Origin of the sequence: Vibrio sp. 10N.222.55.B11 (assembly GCF_041473705.1) — a bacterium.
Taxonomy (GTDB): Bacteria; Pseudomonadota; Gammaproteobacteria; order Enterobacterales; family Vibrionaceae; genus Vibrio; species Vibrio crassostreae_C.
In genome coordinates, this window is the sequence record NZ_JBFRST010000055.1 from 1 (window position 1) to 20,031 (window position 20,031).

General features: G+C 47.1%; 14 protein-coding genes. 4 read left to right on the plus strand and 10 right to left on the minus strand.

All coding sequences use genetic code 11. The features are described 5' to 3' along the window. Positions 1-178 precede the first annotated feature (178 nt). From AB4503_RS18850 to AB4503_RS18860, 3 genes are all read right to left on the minus strand, one after another. Entirely contained in the window at positions 179-598 is a 420-nt protein-coding gene (locus AB4503_RS18850) for a substrate-binding domain-containing protein (protein WP_371722282.1), read from the minus strand. Between the two features lie 372 nt (positions 599-970). Continuing rightward, positions 971-3,031, minus strand: coding sequence for a prolyl oligopeptidase family protein (locus AB4503_RS18855; RefSeq protein ID WP_372115551.1), 2,061 nt, complete (start codon positions 3,029-3,031; stop codon positions 971-973). Between the two features lie 11 nt (positions 3,032-3,042). Beyond that, a complete protein-coding gene (locus tag AB4503_RS18860; protein WP_372115552.1) occupies positions 3,043-3,960 on the minus strand; it encodes a LysR family transcriptional regulator in 918 nt (305 codons plus the stop codon). A gap of 233 nt (positions 3,961-4,193) precedes the next feature. Between AB4503_RS18860 and AB4503_RS18865 the strand changes: the two genes are divergently transcribed. The 3 genes from AB4503_RS18865 to AB4503_RS18875 all read left to right on the plus strand — a co-directional run bounded on the left by AB4503_RS18865 (position 4,194) and on the right by AB4503_RS18875 (position 10,501). Continuing rightward, complete coding sequence (locus tag AB4503_RS18865; protein WP_372115553.1) at positions 4,194-5,888, plus strand: L-lactate permease; 1,695 nt, start codon at positions 4,194-4,196, stop codon at positions 5,886-5,888. 201 nt (positions 5,889-6,089) lie between these two features. After that, positions 6,090-7,229: an FMN-dependent L-lactate dehydrogenase LldD gene (gene lldD, locus AB4503_RS18870; RefSeq protein ID WP_065583579.1), complete on the plus strand. Its 1,140-nt coding sequence runs from the start codon at positions 6,090-6,092 to the stop codon at positions 7,227-7,229. Between the two features lie 416 nt (positions 7,230-7,645). Continuing rightward, positions 7,646-10,501: an FAD-binding and (Fe-S)-binding domain-containing protein gene (locus AB4503_RS18875; protein WP_372115554.1), complete on the plus strand. Its 2,856-nt coding sequence runs from the start codon at positions 7,646-7,648 to the stop codon at positions 10,499-10,501. A 99-nt stretch (positions 10,502-10,600) separates the two neighbouring features. Here AB4503_RS18875 and AB4503_RS18880 read toward each other — a convergent pair whose 3' ends face one another. The 7 genes from AB4503_RS18880 to AB4503_RS18910 all read right to left on the minus strand — a co-directional run bounded on the left by AB4503_RS18880 (position 10,601) and on the right by AB4503_RS18910 (position 18,591). Then, a complete protein-coding gene (locus tag AB4503_RS18880; protein WP_372115555.1) occupies positions 10,601-10,849 on the minus strand; it encodes a hypothetical protein in 249 nt (82 codons plus the stop codon). 160 nt (positions 10,850-11,009) lie between these two features. Further along, positions 11,010-12,746 (minus strand): ABC transporter permease subunit, encoded by a 1,737-nt coding sequence (locus AB4503_RS18885; RefSeq protein ID WP_372115556.1) that lies wholly within the window; start codon positions 12,744-12,746, stop codon positions 11,010-11,012. A 13-nt stretch (positions 12,747-12,759) separates the two neighbouring features. Continuing rightward, positions 12,760-14,262: an ABC transporter substrate-binding protein gene (locus tag AB4503_RS18890; RefSeq protein ID WP_372115557.1), complete on the minus strand. Its 1,503-nt coding sequence runs from the start codon at positions 14,260-14,262 to the stop codon at positions 12,760-12,762. 48 nt (positions 14,263-14,310) lie between these two features. Continuing rightward, positions 14,311-15,162, minus strand: a complete 852-nt coding sequence (locus tag AB4503_RS18895) for an ABC transporter ATP-binding protein (RefSeq protein ID WP_372057731.1) — start codon at positions 15,160-15,162, stop codon at positions 14,311-14,313. Continuing rightward, the gene (locus AB4503_RS18900; RefSeq protein ID WP_017061554.1) at positions 15,159-15,917 is read right to left on the minus strand and encodes an ATP-binding cassette domain-containing protein; all 759 of its coding nucleotides are present in this window, start codon (positions 15,915-15,917) and stop codon (positions 15,159-15,161) included. Before AB4503_RS18900 ends, AB4503_RS18895 begins: the two co-directional genes overlap by 4 nt. 220 nt (positions 15,918-16,137) lie before the next feature. Then, positions 16,138-17,475, minus strand: coding sequence for an MATE family efflux transporter (locus tag AB4503_RS18905; protein WP_102393066.1), 1,338 nt, complete (start codon positions 17,473-17,475; stop codon positions 16,138-16,140). A gap of 246 nt (positions 17,476-17,721) precedes the next feature. Beyond that, positions 17,722-18,591 (minus strand): GyrI-like domain-containing protein, encoded by an 870-nt coding sequence (locus AB4503_RS18910; protein ID WP_017077027.1) that lies wholly within the window; start codon positions 18,589-18,591, stop codon positions 17,722-17,724. Positions 18,592-18,706: 115 nt separating this feature from the next. Here AB4503_RS18910 and AB4503_RS18915 point away from each other — a divergent pair, with 115 nt between their 5' ends. Continuing rightward, positions 18,707-19,855 carry a PLP-dependent aminotransferase family protein gene (locus AB4503_RS18915; protein ID WP_372115558.1) on the plus strand — a complete coding sequence of 383 codons (1,149 nt, stop codon included), beginning with the start codon at positions 18,707-18,709 and terminating at the stop codon, positions 19,853-19,855. The last annotated feature ends 176 nt before the right edge of the window (positions 19,856-20,031 follow it).

Here is a 20,031-nt window from a genome sequence, read left to right on the forward strand (position 1 = left end):
CAAGTGTCGTCCACCCGACAAAAGTGTTTTAGCTTACCTGCCCCGTATTGAACAATATGAACGCGCAAATATAAGCGGTGAGATCGATAGCTTTACTCAGCGGTATTCCTGCACCATGGTTCGCATTGACATCAGTACGAATCATCACAGGCGCACCACCTTGATGCTTGTCTTGAAATTAACGATACAAAGATTTGGTCGACTCTCTCACAATTAAATCAATCGGAGGCAACCTTGCTTCATGTCGCTCGCCAGATAACAAGTTCAAGATCGACTGAGCACACACTTCACCAATCTCTTCAATTGGCTGCCTTAATGTTGTTAACGCGGGTGTGAAATACTTCGACGTTGGTAAGTCATCAAACCCAATCACTGACACATCTTCTGGCACTTTATAACCGTGATCGTGTAGCGCCTTAATCGCCCCGTAAGCGGTTTGGTCGTTAGCAGTAAACAAGGCGGAGAAGTGAACCCTAGATTCTAACTCTTGAATTCGTTTTTCTAATGCTTCGATATCAGTATCAGCAGCAAAAGAAGAGAGTGAAGCAAGCGAGGCCGCCACTGCGACTGTTATTGGCAAAAGCTTAAATTTTTGCATTGTAATTCCCTATTATTTTTTGAGTTTTCATCGAACAGGGAAATATTAAGCAATGAAAGCGTTGAAAAGTTGGTTGCTGTTCACACTGATAAATCAGCCTAAATGCCATGAAACTTTTAGAATATCCATGACGAAAACTACTGATTTAAGATCAACAGGTTACGGTTGATATTGCGTGAGATATCAGCTTGAAATCGCTTTCATTTCATCAGTATTGGTGGCGGCTATCACGGAAAACAGAGTGTGAAAGTGAAGGAAATACGATGCAGCTTTGATTGGTTTTCATATATATGAAAAGCCTCAAAATCTAAGGCAGATTTTGAGGCTTTTTGGTCTGAGTAAAATACCCAGTTATCTAAAATCAAGTATTCGCTAAAATGAATCTAGGGACTCAATTCCCATATTGAACAGGGTAAATGCGTAGATATCAGCAGTGAGATCGATCGCTTTACTCAGTGGCATTCCGGCGCCATGGCCCGCATTTACGTCGATACGTATCATCACAGGCGCACTACCTTCATGCTTATCTTGTAGCTCTGCAATGAACTTATAAGAGTGTGCGGGCACCACGCGGTCATCATGATCCGCGGTCGTGACCAAAGTTGCTGGGTAGTCGACACCGCGCACAACGTTATGAACCGGAGAGTAACCAAGCAGGTATTCGAACATCTCTTTGTTTTGCGCGGAGGTACCATAGTCGTACGCCCAACCTTCGCCAGACGTAAAGGTATGGTAACGCAACATATCTAGCACCCCAACAGCAGGTAGAGCCACTTGGAAAAGCTCCGGCCTCTGTGTCATACACGTACCCACCAGCAATCCACCGTTAGAGCCGCCACGAATCGCCAACTTGTCACTACTGGTATAGTTCTCGGCGATTAAGAACTCCGCAGCAGCAATGAAGTCATCAAACACATTCTGCTTTTGCTGCTGAGTACCCGCTTTATGCCACGCCTTACCGTACTCACCGCCGCCTCTCAGGTTGGGAACTGCGTACACGCCACCCAATTCTAACCAACTGCCCACCGTCCCCGAGAAAGAAGGCGTTAGGCTGACATTAAAGCCGCCATAGGCGTACAACATGGTTGGGTTATTACCGTCCAGTTTTAGTCCCTTCTTATAAGAGATAAGCATCGGAACCTGAGTGCCATCTTTTGAGGTATAAAAGACCTGTTTAGACTCAAACTTATCCGATTCAAACGGTGACTCAGAGCGCTGATAAACTTCTGAACTGCCCGACTCAATATCAAAAGAGAAAATGGTTGGCGGCGTAACATAGTTGGTAAAGGTGTAATAAAGCTGAGTTTGCTCTTTCTTACCACCTAAGCCACTGGCCGTTCCCAACCCAGGTAAATGGATTTCCCGAACTAGGTTGCCTTGGTAATCCAGCTGCTCAATTTTCGACACCACATCCACCATGTAGTGGGCAAACAAGTATCCGCCGCCAGTACTGATGTCTAATGGCTGTGGCTTTTCTGAGATGATATCTCTCCACTGCTCAGTGCCGCTATCAAAGCTCACAATCTTGCCATTCGGCGCATCAAGGTTGGTGTATAGAATGAAGTTCTCACCTTGATTATCGATGAGATACGTATCGCTATCCACATGATCAATCAGTGTGTTCAAAGACTGCTCTGATGATTTTAAATCGATATAGAACAGTCGATTACCTGATGTCGACTCCTTGCCGAGGATGATCAAGTATCGATCGTCTTCGGTGGTGTAGCCGGATACATAGCGGTGTTGCTCATCGTTGCTTTCGCCAAAGATCACCTTGTCGCTAGCTTGCTCTGTGCCCAACTCATGGAAGTACAGCTTGTGTTGTTCTGTACGAGCTGAAAGTTCACTACCGTCAGGCTTATCGTAACTGGAGTAGTAAAAACCGCGATTGCCTAACCAAGAAATGCCAGTAAATTTGGCGTCGGTAATTTCCGTTTCGAGCTGCTGCTTAGTCTCAGTTTCAATCACGAAGATCTTACGCCAGTCACTGCCACCCTCAGAAATACTGTACGCCACTAAGCTATAGTCTTTCGAAAACGACACCGAGCCCAGAGACGTCGTGCCATCTTCCGAGAAAGTGTTCGGGTCTAGGAATACTTCAACCGACTGTCCCTCTCTCTGACGATAGAGAATGCTGTGGTTCTGCAAGCCATCATTCTTATAGAAGTAGGTGTAGTCGCCTCGGACAAACGGCTGCGAGCTCTTTTTGTAGTCTTGTGCTTTTGCCAGTCGCTCTCTCAGTTCCGCGCGATACGGGATTTGAGCGAGGTAATCAAACGTGATTGCGTTTTGACTCGCCACCCACTTCGCGGTCTCGTCACTTCTGTCGTCTTCTATCCAACGATATGGGTCTTCGATTATCTGACCAAAGTAGTCATCGCTGACGATCTGTTTATTGGTGATTGGATATGGATACTCTTTTAAATAGCTCATCGTGATCCTTATTAAAAATAGTGAGAAATCGTCAAGTAGCGCGTTCTGATATGTTCAATCAATAACTTAATCTTGTTTGGTGGCTGGCGAGTAAAAGGGTACACCGCATAAATTCCCAACTTTTTGCCTACCAAATCAGGGAAGATATCCACCAGCTGACCATTGCGAATGTCGTGATAAACCAGACAACGTGGTACGTACGCCACACCATGCCCACCCAGCGCCGCTTTTCTTAACGCGGTCGCATTGTCAGTCGAAAAAGAGCCCGCAACACGCACGATATATTTGTCATTGTCGGTACAGCCATCTTTACTATGCAGAAACTGCCATTCGCTAGCACCCGTTGTTTGATAGGCGTATTGCAAGCAATTGTGCTCCACTAAGTCTTTGGGCTGCATCGGTTTACCGTTCTTGGCAATATAAGAGGGCGAGGCACACACCACCCATTGAGAATCCAGTATATGTCGCGCAATCAAGCTGGAGTCTTCTAGGTAACCGGTACGAATCACCAAGTCCAAACCATCTTCTACTAAGTCAACAAAGCGATTGTCCAGTGACATATCGACTGTTAAACCTGGATGCATATTACAAAACTCAGCAACGGCGTCTGCCAGAATCAAATCTCCAGAGATAGTAGGCACTGACATTTTGATATGACCGCTGACATTTTCACCAAAGCCTGAAACTGCGTCCATAGCCTCTTGAGCTGCCTGCTTCACATTTTTGGCCCCGTGTAACATTGCCTTGCCCGCCTCAGTCAAGGTCAATTTACGCGTGGTTCGATATAATAATTGCACGCCAATCTCTTCCTCTAAACGCGCAATTCTTTTACTAACTACCGAATTTGTAAGGTTATTTTGCTCTGCAACCTTACTAAAACTGCCCAGCTCTACTACCTGTGAAAACAGGATCAAATCGTCTGCTCGCATCTGATTATGCCAATTTTGGAATTAATTATTTTCATTATTTCCCTATATCAATAAAAAATAAAGGGGTAAATTCACGCCAAATTAACAAAACAATTACAAAAGAGTCATTCCAATTACAAGATTCGCACCTAAATGGTTCCCGCTTAGAGGCCAATAGCGAATCAAAAATGACAAACCATAACGTGTTATCTACTTCAAACATGAACGTTTGAAAACAGTACGAGGAAGTACCCATGAGTGAAACTCTACTAGCTCTATTGGCCTTTTCACCAATAGTTGTTGCAGCGATTCTGCTGGTTGGCCTTAACTGGCCTGCAAAAAAAGCGATGCCTGTGGCATTTGCCTTAACCGTTGCTATCGCCCTACTTGCTTGGGACATGTCTGGCACTCGCGTGCTGGCTTCTGTATTCCAAGGCTTCGGCATTACAGTGTCGGTTCTCTGGATTGTGTTCGGCGCCATCTTCTTATTAAACACTTTGAAACACACCGGAGCTATCACCACCATCCGCAACGGATTTACTGACATATCAGCAGACCGTCGTGTACAAGCGATCATCATTGCTTGGTGTTTTGGTTCATTCATTGAGGGCGCATCTGGCTTCGGCACACCCGCTGCAATCGCCGCTCCCTTACTCGTTGCAATCGGCTTCCCAGCATTAGCTGCGGTACTGATGGGCATGATGATTCAATCTACGCCGGTATCGTTTGGCGCGGTTGGTACACCTATCATTGTTGGCGTAAACAAAGGTTTGGATACGCACAACATCGGTGAAAGCCTGATTGCCAATGGTTCAACATGGGATGCTTACCTACAACATATCACATCAAGTGTTGCGATCATCCACGCCTGCGTTGGTGTGATGATTCCTGTATTGATGGCGATGATGCTGACTCGCTTCTTCGGTAAGAACAAAAGCTGGACTGAAGGTCTTGATATCCTGCCATTCGCACTGTTCGCAGGTGCCGCTTTCACCATTCCTTACGCACTAACGGGTGTTTTCCTAGGTGCTGAGTTCCCATCACTGATTGGTGGTTTGGTTGGCCTTGCGATTGTTGTAACAGCAGCAAAACGCGGCTTCCTAGTACCTAAATCAAAATGGGATTTTGAGAGCGAAGACAAGTGGCCTGCAGAATGGCTAGGTTCTCTGAAAATCGACCTTGACGACAATAATCAAGGCCATAAGAAGATGAGCATGGCGATGGCATGGGCACCATACGTGCTGCTAGCGGTGACCTTGGTTGCGAGCCGCGTGAACCCTGAATTCAAAGGCCTACTGAAGAGCGTTAGCCTATCGTTCAGCAACATCCTTGGTGAAACCGGTGTGAGCACTGCGATTCAGCCTCTGTATCTACCGGGCGGTATCTTGGTCTTCGTCGCGCTGGTTGCTGTTCTCATGCAATCTCGCAGCGCAACGCCACTGGCTAAAGCCTTCGGTGAATCGAGCAAGACTCTGATTGGCGCAGGCTTTGTGTTGGTGTTCACCATCCCAATGGTTCGTATCTTCATTAACTCTGGTGTGAACGGCGCAGATTTAGCAAGTATGCCCGTAACCACGGCAAACTTCGCAGCTGACCTCGTTGGTAGCGCATTCCCAGCATTGAGTGCAACGGTTGGTGCGTTAGGTGCCTTCATTGCAGGTTCGAACACAGTTTCAAACATGATGTTCAGCCAGTTCCAATTCGAAGTAGCGCAGACTCTGACCATCTCTAGTGCGGTGGTTGTTGCTCTACAAGCCGTTGGTGCAGCAGCAGGTAACATGATTGCGATTCACAACGTGGTAGCGGCATCAGCAACTGTTGGCTTGCTAGGACGCGAAGGTGCAACCCTACGTAAGACAATCATTCCAACGTTCTACTACTTGGTGATGACAGGCATCATCGGCCTAGTGGTTATCTACGGATTCAAAATGACCGACGCACTTATGTAAACCATAAGTCGTTCAAAAGCACTTGGCGTTAATACTCAATTCCCCGACAGCGACACCGTCTAATAAGACAGTTGATGAGTTCCGGGATGGATACTAGAGCACATCAACACCCATGGGTATTAACGCCATTTTCCCGAATTAAAGCAGCCCAAACCAAGCTCTCAAAGAAGAGCAACATCCCAAGAATTTAGGACTGAAATTATGATCATATCCGCATCGACTGATTACCGCGCCGCAGCAAAAGCAAAATTACCACCGTTTCTTTTCCACTACATTGATGGTGGCTCTTACGGAGAACATACCCTACGTCGCAACACGGCTGACCTAGCTGAGATTGCGCTAAAACAACGCGTACTCAACGACATGTCGGACCTAAATTTGGAAACCGAACTATTTGGCGAGAAGCTAGCGATGCCAATCGCACTAGCGCCTGTTGGTTTAACGGGTATGTACGCAAGACGCGGTGAAGTACAAGCAGCAAAAGCCGCCGACAACAAAGGCATCCCTTTTACCATGTCGACCGTGTCGGTATGTCCGATTGAAGAAGTTGCACCTAAGATTGAACGCCCAATGTGGTTCCAACTTTACGTGTTAAAAGACCGTGGCTTCATGAAGAACGTTCTTGAACGCGCTAAAGCCGCTGGCGTCACAACACTGGTCTTCACCGTGGATATGCCCGTACCCGGCGCTCGCTACCGTGACATGCACTCAGGAATGAGTGGTCCAAATGCAGCAGTACGCCGCGTATTCCAATCTATGCGTCATCCTAGCTGGGCAGTTGATGTCGGCTTACTGGGTAAACCACACGACCTAGGCAACATATCTACTTATCGTGGTTCTCCTACCAAGCTGGAAGACTACATCGGTTGGTTAGGTGATAACTTCGACCCGTCGATTTCATGGAAAGATCTAGAGTGGATTCGTGATTTCTGGGACGGTCCAATGGTCATCAAGGGCATTCTTGATGAAGAAGATGCAAAGGATGCGGTGAGATTTGGCGCAGACGGCATTGTGGTTTCAAACCACGGCGGCCGCCAGCTTGACGGCGTTCTATCAAGTGCCAAAGCGCTGCCTTCGATTGCTGATGCAGTTAAAGGCGACACCAAAATTTTGGTCGACTCTGGCATTCGTACTGGCTTGGATGTGGTTCGAATGATGGCATTGGGCGCAGACTGCACCTTGCTTGGCCGTTCTTTCGTTTACGCATTAGCAGCGCAAGGACAAGCCGGCGTTGAGAATCTACTCGACCTTTACGACAAAGAGATGCGCGTTGCGATGACATTAACAGGCGCGAGGACAATCAAAGACTTAACTCGTGAATCTTTGGTGGGGTTAGATTAAATCTCCACGATTCAGACTCATGCTTTGGTCTACTTAGGCTGAAGTTCAATCGGTGTCACAGCAATCCCACTACCGTTGTGACACCGTTTAAGCACTGGAAAATAAAATAAAAGCTAGGGCGTGTTGATCTTTCGAGCTAATTTTTGCAGCGAGTTGCTGGGTATTTATACAAGACAGAGGCGTCGATGTGTAGCTAGCCTACATGAGAAGCCGATAACGTAGTAGAAATGGCCAGCAAACGCTGCCCGAAGGGTTCAGCTAAAAGCGTTTTACTCTTTGTTGAGGGGAATTTGCTTAGAGTGACTAGGCTACTTCCCCCTCGCCGCGATTAAAACGCTTTTATCTCGAACAAAATTTAACCACGAAAGGTCAACACGCCCTGAACAGTGCCAAATAAGAAGCACAAGGAAGCAAAGATGGAGACAAACACATCCCATGAGCGAGTAATAGACGCACAAACTTATCAGCAGCTTGAAGCGATACTGGCTCAAAAAATAGAAACAGAACGCATTGTCACTCAAGAGGCAAAGCGATTGGCTTACGGCACCGATGCGAGTTTCTATCGCTTGGTGCCGAAAATGGTTCTAAGGCTTAAAAACTTAGACGAAGTGATATTCACCATTCAAAGCTGCCGTGAACTCGATATTCATTTTACCTTTCGTGCCGCGGGTACCAGCCTGTCAGGACAAGCGGTTTCAGACTCGGTGCTCATCACCCTAACCGACGACTGGCGTGGTCATGAAATTGTCGATAACGGCAATCAGATCATCCTGCAACCGGGTGTGATTGGCGCTGATGCGAACAAATACCTCGCCCCTTTCCAACGTAAAATCGGCCCAGATCCAGCCTCTATCAATACCTGTAAAATCGGTGGTATTGCCGCGAACAACGCCAGTGGCATGTGTTGTGGTACTGCGCAAAACTCGTATCGTACCGTTGAGAGCATGAAAATCGTATTGAGTGATGGCTCCCTGCTTGATACGGCTGACAACGCAAGTGTTGAGGCATTCAAGCAATCACACAAAGCACTGTTTGAAGGCATTGTCGAATTACATCAACAGACAGCTTCAAACCAAGAACTCGCAGACAGAATCCGCCACAAGTACCGCCTCAAAAACACCACTGGCTACGCTCTGAATGCCTTGGTCGATTACCACGATCCAATTGAGATCATCAAACACCTGATGATTGGCTCAGAAGGCACGCTAGGCTTCATCGCAGAGATCACCTACAACACCGTTATCGAACACCCGAACAAAGCTTCGGCTCTGTTGGTGTTTGCTGACATCGAACAAGCAAGTAAAGCTGTGACTACGCTATCAAAAACACCAGTTGCTGCCGTTGAATTGATGGATGGCAGAGCACTGCGTTCAGTGGCTGATAAACCGGGTATGCCCGCCTTTATGCCTAGCTTGGATTTAGAAGCCGCGGCTATTTTGGTTGAATCACACGCCAGCTCCCAGCAGGACTTAGATTTACAATGTAAATCAATTTTGGATGCATTGACTGAATACACAATTGTTGAATCAGTCCCTTTCACGTCCGATCCGAAGACAGTCGCGACTCTGTGGGGCATCCGAAAAGGCATGTTCCCAGCAGTTGGAGCCGTTCGTGAAGTTGGCACAACCGTTATCATCGAAGACGTGGCTTTCCCTGTCGAAAACCTCGCTAACGGTATTCGAGAGCTACAAGAGCTGTTCGACAAATACGACTACAACGAAGCGATCATTTTTGGTCACGCCCTCGAAGGCAACCTGCACTTTGTATTTACTCAAGGCTTCGACAGTCAAACAGAAATCGATCGCTACGGCGGTTTCATGGACGATGTTGCCGAGCTGGTTGCGGTGAAATACCAAGGTTCTCTAAAAGCAGAGCATGGTACTGGTCGTAACATGGCGCCTTATGTGGAATTGGAATGGGGCAAAGACGGCTATGCCTTGATGCAACAGATCAAAGCGCTGTTTGATCCAGAAAGACTGCTCAACCCCGGCGTTATCATCAACGACAACCCGAATTCACACATCACCAATTTGAAGCCAATGCCTGCTGCCGATGACCTTGTCGACCGCTGTATCGAGTGTGGCTTCTGTGAGCCTGTTTGTCCGTCTCGTACCTTAACTCTATCGCCACGCCAACGTATCGTGCTGTACCGCGAGTTACAACGCCGCCGAGCTGCGGGTGAAGAGATAGAAGCAAGCGAACTAGAGAAAACCTTTGAATACCAAGGCATTGATACCTGCGCCGCAACCGGCCTGTGTGCCGAACGTTGTCCAGTGGGAATCAACACCGGTGATTTGATTAAAAAGCTTCGTATTGCCAAGTACGAGAAATTTACGCCAATCGCTAAGTGGACAGCGGATCATTTCTCGACCACCACTAAGCTGACCAAGGCTGGCCTCAAAACCAACCAAGTGGCGAGTAAGGTTCTGGGCGCCAACACGGTCGGCAAGCTTACCAATGGCCTACGCTCAGTGACCAAAGGCGCGACACCGATTTGGATGCCAGAGATGCCGCAATCCAACAATCACTCCCTCACGGCTTCACCAATGACAGCCGAAACATCGAACAACGCGAAGAAAGTGGTTTACCTCCCTTCGTGTGCCAGTCGAACCATGGGGCAACAAAGTGATGCGGGCGACCAACGTCCTCTTACTGAAGTGACCATGTCTTTGCTCAACAAGGCAGGATTCGAGGTAATTCTACCGAAGAAGCTAGATGACCAATGCTGTGGCATGCCTTACGACAGCAAAGGAATGACCGACTTAGCACAGTCGAAGGCTCAGCAGTTGGAAGAAGTGCTATGGCAAGCCAGTCGTCAGGGTGAATACCCAATATTGATGGATACCAGCCCATGTGCTAAACGCAGTATTGAACAGTTCACCAAGCCACTAGAAGTGCTAGAGCCGACAGGGTTTGTGAACCAATACTTGCTTGAGCACCTGACACTTGAGCCGCTGCAAGAAACCGTGATGCTGCATGTGACTTGTAGCTCTCGTCGAATGGGTTTGGACGGCGCGATGTTGAGCCTTGCTAAAGCCTGTACCGAAGAGGTGATTGTTCCTGAGCATATTCAATGCTGTGGTTGGGCGGGTGATAAAGGTTTTACCACGCCAGAGCTGAATGAAGCGGCAGTACACCCACTCAAGGAGCAAGTGCCGAGCAACTGTACTCGTGGGTTCAGTAACAGTCGAACCTGTGAGATCGGTTTGTCACATCACAGTGGCATTCCGTATCAATCAATCTTGTACTTGGTGGATGAAGTGGCGCAGTAGCATCATTCACGATGTAAAAGGTATTAGCTTTAACCTAAAACGAAAATGGCAGCCGAATCAGGCTGCCATTTCTTTATTCGTTTGATAAAAGTTATTTAGCTAGTTGTTACGAGCTAGGCGCATCAACTCTTCTGGCGGGTAGTGTTCTGCTTCTGCACCTTTGGCGATTAAGTCGATCACTTGGAACTCATTCATGTCACCAAACTCTTTGGTTAAATAATCACGAAACGCTTTCTCATTCGGCCATTTACCTCGCACGATATAGCCCTCTTCTTTGTCAAAGTCTTCCGTTTCAAAAAAGGAAAAGTCGGTCATACCAATATTGTGGCAATACAAAACGAGATACATGTTGAATCCTTAACGCTGAACACTTAACTAAGCTAAAAACCGATCGACAACCGATCCGAAAGCCAATTCAAAAAAACAGGCTCAAGGTTACAACATAAATGCCAAATCGAACACTCAATCGAATAGCACGTCGAAAACTTAAGCAGCCTGTTCTTTTTCGTTAATCATCAAACATCATATTAATTGCAGCACCTAACAGGATCAGACCAACAATTGGTCCCATGACAGCGATTGGCGCGCGCTCAATGTAGGGCAAGTTCTCAGCAATCATCAAACCCCATTCCGGTGCAGGAGGCTTAGCTCCCAAGCCGATGAAGCTAAGCGAGGTCAGGCTCAATGTGATTACTGGCAGCCTCAACATCGCGTGTCTTAGTAACGGTGGCAATACATAAGGAAGCAAGTAGAAACGGAAGATTCGAAGCTTGCTGGTGCCCCACAATGGCGCGAGATGCGTATAAGGTTGAGCCTTTGCTTCCACGATCAAGCTTGAACAGTGAGCTGCTAATGGTGCCCAAGATACCAATACAATCGCGATTAATGCGCTGTTCGGATTCATCCCCGTTAAACCAGCAACCAACAGGCCAGCAATGATGTAAGGGATACCCTTAGTTATCTCGATAAGACCTTGGCTAAAGCGAGTATTGAAGCCCATGATGATGCCCGTCACCAAACTCAAAAGCGTCGCCAAGATACCGGTTTGGAAGGTCGAAACCATACCCGAACCGATTCTCGCCAACAAGTCTCGGCCAATGCCGTCCGCACCCAATGGCGCTTGCCAACTAGGATCCGCTAAGCGCGCAAACTGACTGGTGTATGGGTCACGAAATGCAGCCCAAATTACAATTGCAATCAGGAATGAGAATATTGAAAAAGCAACAGCACGCTTGGTGCGGCTTTGTGTAAAACGAAACGAAGAGTGGCTACTAATGAGCTTACCGCTTTTCAGGCTATGACCCAGAATCAGCTGTTGAACAAACAAACTCATGCTGCTCACAGCAATTGAAAACAGTAGCAGCACCAACAGGCCGCCTTGCAGCATCGGCAAGTCTTGCGCCTTAGCTGCGCCTAGAATCATGCGCCCGATACCCGGAATCGAGAAGATAAGCTCAACCGCGACCGCGCCACCAGTCAAACCAATCACGATCATCGCGATTTGTGGGATCAGGCTGCTCAGCGCTCTTTTCAGCGCAAAGCGAATAATTTGGTTGGAGTGAACGTTGGCACTGAGCCAAGTGATCACCCAAGGTTCATTTAAAACGCGTTGTAAACTGTCTCTGAGTAGACGACTAAGTAGGCCACTGGCAGGCAGTGCGAGTGCTAAACTCGGTAACCAAATGTCTTGCCAGCCTTGCCAACCATACGGTGGTAGCCAACCTAACCAGATTGAGAACACCAGTATTAATACCGAGGCCACCACGTACTCTGGCAAGGATATTAATACGGTGCTTAAACTGCTGTAACTCTGCCCTAGTTTGCCCTTCTTCCAACTGCGCAAAGTAGAAAGCAAGCCTGCACCGCACAGCACGAAAGTCATCACCAGTGCGCTAGACATCAAAAACAGAGATGTAGACGCTGTTTTTTGAATACCTAACGCAACCGAAGATCCATCAATCCAGGATTTACCTAGGTCACCCGAAAAAGCACTTCCTATCCAGTCGTTCAGGCGCTCGCTCGCCGAACGGTCAAGCTGAAGATCAGCGCGTACCGCTGCTAAAGCTTCAGGCGTAAGCAGATGTTGTTGCCCCGCCCTCGCACGCAGAATGGATTGGCTTGGGTCGATGCCTGCAATGTCAGGCATCAAGCCAACAAGAATCACCACCACAATCAGTGAGGCGATTCTTGATAACCAAGGCGTCAAGAGAAATAAGGTTCGACGCAGAGTCTCAGCAGATAACATCTATTTAGTTAGCCTATTTCACTTGTTTGATCTGTGTAGCTTGGTCAACTAAACGACGCTCACTTGGGTCACGAACCACATTGCTTACACGCTCACTTTCACCTTGAATCACACGTTCGTGAAGCAGTGGAATCGCAGCAAAATCGTTCAAGATTTTTTGCTCAGCTTCGATGATCGCTTGCTGACGCAGTGCACCTAGTGGTTGCAGATCAGCGTGAGTCAGTGCTTGGTCTACCTCTTGAGAACAGAATTGGCCAAGGTTGAATGAACCCTTACAACCAAAGTCGCTCATCATGTAAGCCACTGGGTCACCCGAATCTAGAACCGTTGCACGAGAAAGGATAAACGCGTCGAACTTACCAGATAGCGCATCGTTCTCGATCTGAGCGTATTCACGAATATCCAGCTCAACCTTGAAACCAGCCGCTTCAAGTTGTTGTTTCAGTAGTGCTGCCACTTCTGGAAGCTCTGCACGGTCGGTAAAGGTACCGATAACAATGCTTTCACCGTTCGCTTTTAGCGTCTTGTCTACTGCTTGACCTTCCGGTCGAATTGGTTCAGCCCAAGCAAGAGCAGGACCTAATAGGCCTTGCGCGATATCCGCGTGGTTTTCATAAACAGTATTCACGATCTGCTCACGGTCTACTGCAGCTGCAGCTACCTTACGCAGTTCAATATCGCTAAATACGCCTGACTTGTTGTTCAGGTAAAGCGTATTGGTACGAGGCATTGCCACTTCATAAAGTAGGTTCGGATCAATGGTCGCGATTTGTGAAACGGGCACTGCTTCAACGATGTCTGCCGTGCCTGTTCTTAGAGCCGCAGCACGAGCAAAACCGTTAGGAACGTATTCTGCAATCACAGATTCAACTTGCGCTTTTTCACCCCAGTAGCCATCGAAACGTTTTAGCTTCGCGCTGGTTGTACCGTTAATTTCAGTCAACTCAAACGGGCCCGTACCAGCACCCATTGGGCTAACACGGCCATCTTCTTGGTAAGCACTTGCTGCAAGAATCGCTAATTGAGGGCTTGATAAACGGCTTGGTAGAAGAGGGTCATCAAAGCTGGTCTTGATCTCTACGCGGTAGTTGTCCATCGCTTTCACTTCGAGATCGACACCATCTAGAATGCGTGGCTTAGGTGCCGCCTCAAGCGCTTTCTGCAAAGAGTTCACTACGGATTCTGCGGTTAATGTAGAGCCATCGTGGAATTTAACGCCTTGGCGAATCGTGAACTGCCAAGTCAGTGGATCAAGATGTTTCCAATCAGTCGCTAGCATTGGTTCTGCTTCTGAGGTTGGGCTCAAGTTCACTAACGTTTCAGCCGTGCTCCAACGCGATAACTTAAACGCATCATCAGAAAGTGGCGATAGGCCCGTTCTTGGTGGCTGCATCATCGCAACACGGATTTCAGATTTGACCGCGGCTTCGCTCGACTCTGGTTTAGAGTCAAAACAGCCTGTCAAAGGCAGCGCTAGCGCAAGTGCGCAAGCCAATTTGATTGAATTAAAACGCATAGTTATTTTTTCTCTGTAGCTGTATTTTTTTAATAAATAAGGTTGTGTTTAACAAGTAGATTTCGAAAGAGGCTGAGACTCGATCAGCATCTGAGTCGCAGGATGAGCAGGTTTACTCATCACTTGATCGGTCGGTCCGTGCTCGACCATTTCACCATGGTCGAGAACCAGTATTTCTTCACAAAGGGCTTTTGCCGCACCGAGATCATGCGTAACCAAAATAAGGCGCATATCACGCTTCTTTTTCAATGAATTAACCAAGTCCAACAACCTTTGGCGATTCACTGGGTCAAGGCTGGCAGTAGGTTCATCGGCCACCAGCACTGCGGGTCTAACGACAAGAGCCCGAGCAATAGCCACACGTTGAGCTTGACCTGTAGAAAGTTGATTCGGTTTCAGTGATAACAAAGTGGCAGGTAAGCCCACGTCCAATAGCGTCTCTTCAATAATGCTTTCATGATTACCCGAAACATCTAAGTTACTTAGAGGTTCGGCTAAGATCTGTCGAACGGTATAGTAAGGGTTGAGGCTAGTGTGGGGCTCTTGAGGCACCAATTGAATCAAGCGACACACCGTTGCTTGCGCTTTGCTATCGCGAATTGGGAGCGAATAACCGAACAAGTTTATTTGACCAACGGTTGGCGCTTTAAGGCCAAATAGCAGTTCAATTAACGTTGATTTACCGGCACCAGAACGCCCAACAATTGCTAGGCTTTTGTCTTCAACATTAAGGTCTATGTTCTGTAGCGCTTTGAACGCTTTACCACCCAACCAACTTGGTACGGAGTAGTAGTGAACACTCACATTGTCGAACTTAATCTCTATCGGTGTTTGTGTTTCTGAATCAGTCACTGGCATTAATGGCGAGGCTTCTGAGTTTAGTGATAAGGTCGAGCTCATTCGATTAAGTCTCTCAATGAACAGCAGAAAGCGTGAGAGCTCGACTCAAGTGCATGTTTCGGTGCACCGTAAGCCACCACACCACCATCATCGATGACTAACAGCTTGTCACACGCCAACGCGCTATGCAGGTCATGGGTGATGAGTAAACCACCAATTTGACGCTGTTTAACATTGTGTCGAATCAGCTTAAGTATCTCTTGCTCTGTCACCGGATCTAACGCACTGGTTGGTTCATCGGCGATGATAATATCGGCGTTACTCAGCAAGCCAATCGCAATACACACACGTTGGCGTTGCCCACCCGAAATTTGGCTCGGGTACAACGGCAAGATGGTTTCTGGATTAGGAAAACCAAGTTGATTCAGCAACTCGGTAATTTGAATTTTTTCTTTTGATTTAAGCTTAGTGCGAGTTCCCGTCAAGGCAAGGCAGAGTTGACCTTCTATTGAAACCAGAGGGTTCAAAGCTTGAAGCGCATCTTGGAAGATAACTGCGGGGCGCTGTGTGGCAGTTCTTTGCAACATAGGCAAACCACACACAGCTTCACCAGATAGAGAAATATGACCTTCAACTTCAATCGTCTCTGGCAGAAACCCGGCAATAGCGCGAGAAAGCATCGACTTACCAATGCCTGACGGTCCCATGATCGCCAACAGCTCACCGCGATAAACATCGAAGTGGATATCTTGGAAAAGGGTTCTCGAAGAGGTTTTGATCGTTAGGTGGTCAACAGACAAAAGTGGGGCGTTCACGCAGATACTCACAGATAGATGTTATAACATAACAACATTATCATTTAGCTGAGGCGATGAAAAGCGGACATTGAACTGTATCGCGTTTTACTTACAATTTTATTGACCATTTATAGTGAGTCATTACATACAAAAAAGCGCTCACCAAATTTATCGTATAAAAATAGTAAAGCGCTTTCATAAAATATTAATAATGCATTAAAGATGGCAATTAGACAGCTTAGTTAATGGCACCCTGTACTGCATCTTTGACTGGGTAACACTTCTGCTTAACTTGTGCGATGAACGGATACAGGAACGCAATACGCCCAAGATAGAACAGAGTAAACGCAAGCCACAAACCATGATTGCCCCAAATATCGATGGTGAATGCCTGTACCGCTAAGAATACCAACAAAGTCACGATGCTTGAGTCTCTAACCGGACGCGTGGTTCCCGTTCCGGTAAAGATGCCGTAAACCGTTAAGCCAAAGCCAGCCACTAGCGGGAACACAATTAACCACGGAGCCATCTCTTGGTACAGCGTGACCAGCGCTGGAATATCGGTAAACAAGAAAACAATCATATCTTTAAAAATCAAAGTTAAAAGCGTCAGCGCGGCAATGAAACCTGCCGTCCATTGGAAGTTAAGCCTTAAAACACGATCAAGCATTGAAGGGTTCTTCTGTCCTACCGCCTTACCTGCAAACACACTCGATGCGTTGGCAATACCATCAAACATATAGCTGACAATGAAGGTCACCTGCATCAAGATCGCGTTAGCCGCTAGAACATCGGTACCCAGTTTAGAGCCAGTACGCGCCATCATGTTGAAGAACACCAAGATACAAATGGTGCGAAGCAATAGATCGGTATTCGAAGAGATGATTGTCGATAGGTCTTTCTTGGTCATCTTCGAGCCTTGCAAGAACTCAGAGATCGAAATATTGCTGGTCTTCATCACCAAGGTCACACCAATCGCAAAGGTGGTAACTTGTGCAATCAAACTTGCGTAAGCCACACCTGCGACACCCAAATCGAAATAAAGTACAAACACCGCATCCAAGACAATGTTCAACACATTACCAAACACTTGTGTATAAAGAACGTCTTTGGCTTTCGCCTGTCCCATTAACCAACCAATAATGGTGTAGTTAAGCAACACGAAAGGCGCGCCATAAATCAAAATACTGAAGTAGATATGCGCGTGCTCGGCTACATTGGCTTCAGGCTCTATCACCCACATTGCGCCTTGCCAGATGAGTGGTTGTATCAAGATAAAGATCAAACCCACTAAACCAGACAGCACAAACGGACGCATCAAGCTACCCGCCAAATCAGTGCGGTTTCCCTTACCCAGTGCCATCGCACTTTGGCCCGTGGTACTGACACGGAAAAAACCAAACAACCAATACATGGTGTTCATAATGATGGTGCCGATCGCCACGCCGCCAATCAGTTCAGCAATACCAAGTTGGCCGATAACAGCGGTATCCACAGCACCTAGTAGAGGCTGTGTCACCGTTGAGATGATGAAAGGGAAGGCAATTTTCAGATAATCTTTGTGGGTAATGGTCATATATTCTAGCGGGTGATATTAAGAACTATTTGCAATTAGAGCGGGATGCTATCGTTTAATCCGTACGTTGTCATCATTTACTTAGAGTCGTTTATCAACAAGCTTCTCTCCTATCGCACCATCAACATAAGAGGCCTTTCTGTCATTGAGCGAGCAAATTAGCCACAACAAATGAGTAAAATCACGCTCGACAAAACACAACAAAACCAATTACTGAGCCAACTCAATGGTTAACCTAGTAAAGGCTCAGTAAAAGCTCACGGGAAGGTAGAAGTCGAGTTCGAACACTTCATCGGTGTTGAGAAAATGATTCTGATGATAATGCACATACGCGGGAGTCGAGCGCTGTTTGAAACCAGATGTGGGTAGCCACTTTTCTAACACCATACTGATCTGTGGTAGCAGTTCTCCATAGCGGCCATTTAGTCGAAACACAGCGTGTAAGCCGCCCGGAATCACCATCTGATTAACTACGCTACGATACTTAATCGGCTCATCAATCGCGATACACGCCACATAGCGGCACTGATCCATCTCAACCCAAGCAGGGTTTGAGTGATGCAAACCAAATTGGCTCGAGAAATCACGCTGTTCCGAATTCGCCCACGCTTTCAATATCAACCACGCATTGCGAATGGATCGATTATATCCCGTATGTCGAACATAGGCCGCCATCCGTTCAGGCACTTCAATAATCTTAGGTTCAGGTAACACTCGCTGCGCAACATTCAAATAGCCCGCCGCCACTTCGGGATCTTTTAAATAGGGTTTTTCTGCTACTTGTAAATCATGCTTACGCCATTCTCCGGGCGACATATTAAAGGTCGCTTTAAATGCTCGACTAAACGAAGACACCGAGCTAAAGCCACATTTATGGGCGATCTCGACCACTGACGAGCTGGTATCAAACATCAATTGGTTGGCTGCATACTCCATTCGAGTGCGTCGGATATATTGATGCAACGACTCCCCGACCACGCTTTTAAAGGTGCGATGAAAGTGCTGTTCTGAATAGGCCGCTATCTCAGATAACTCTTTGGCAGACAAAGGCTGACTGATGTCTTGGTGAATATGGAACAGGACATCATTGATTCGCGATATGTGTTGACGTGACATCGTTTAAATAGCATAAATGGACATGTTTAAGAGCATAAACGGACACGCTTGTTTTTACAATTGCCGTGTAATATCAAGCGATAGAATAAAAACGATAAACGACGAGACACAACACATGGAAATCGCACAGTCATTACAACAGATTCAATCTTCATACATTCGGGAGATCCTCGCAGCCGCAAGTGATCCAAATGTCATCTCATTGGCCGGTGGTTTACCGGACGAGAAAACATTCCCTATCGATTTAATGAAGCCAACGCTAGAAAACCTAGCGAACATGCCTGAAGTTTTCCAATACGGTTCTACTGCCGGTTACGGCCCGTTGCTTGACCACCTAACACAAAGCTACCAATTGCCAGAATCACACACGGCAATGATTTGTACTGGCTCTCAGCAAGGTTTGGATTTGATTGCGCGTGCGTATGTCGACCCAGGTGATGTGGTTGTGATGGAAGCGCCAAGCTACTTAGGTGCGATGCAGGTGTTTGGCCTAGTTCAAGCAAACATTGCGACCGTGTCTCAAACTGAATTTGGCCCGAACCTAGATGAACTGGAAACGTGCTTTGCACAGCAATCACCGAAGATGTTCTATGCCGTGCCTGATTTCCACAACCCAACCGGCGTGTGCTGGGCAACAGAAACTCGTCAAAAAGTCGCTGAGCTGTGTATCAAATACAACGTGGCATTCATTGAAGATGCACCATATCGTGAGCTGCGTTTCACAGGTACAGAACTGCCGTTGGTTTCTTCGTTCTGCCCTGATAACTCTATCGTTCTTCGTTCATTCTCTAAGATTGCATCGCCAGGTCTACGTATTGGCGCGGTAACAGGTAAACGCAGCTACCTTGAACCACTGATCAAAGTGAAGCAAGGCGCTGACTTACACTCAAGTGTACCCATGCAAGCACTGCTTGTTGGTCTTCTAAAACATGAAGACTTTGGCGTACACATGGAGAACATTCGCACCCTGTACAAGTCTCGTTATGAAGTGCTGTTCTCAGAGCTAGAGAAACAACTGCCTGCAGATTGCGTGTTAAAAGCCGTCGATGGCGGGATGTTCATTTGGGTTGAGATCCCAGAGTGCGACACCTTCGAATTGGCTAAAACTCTATTATCGAATGGTGTGGCGGTTGTACCAAGCCCAGTATTTTATCCAAAGGCTGATGAAGCAAAAGCTGCACTGCGCTTAAACTTCACCAACGCCAAGCCAGAAGAATTGACGGAAGCGGTAAAACGCTTAGCGGAAGTACTTAACCAAGCGTAATCGCTGATTAAGTAAGACAGATTCAACACCAAGCCCTGCTGTATTTGTACAGCAGGGCTTTTTCGTTCCTCAAACCATAAATCCACAATAAAAAAGGCGTTAAATAGCCCTACCTTTGGTTGGTTTTTGTCCCGTACCGCCTTGGTTATACTGCGGCTGATTTTAATAAGCCAACA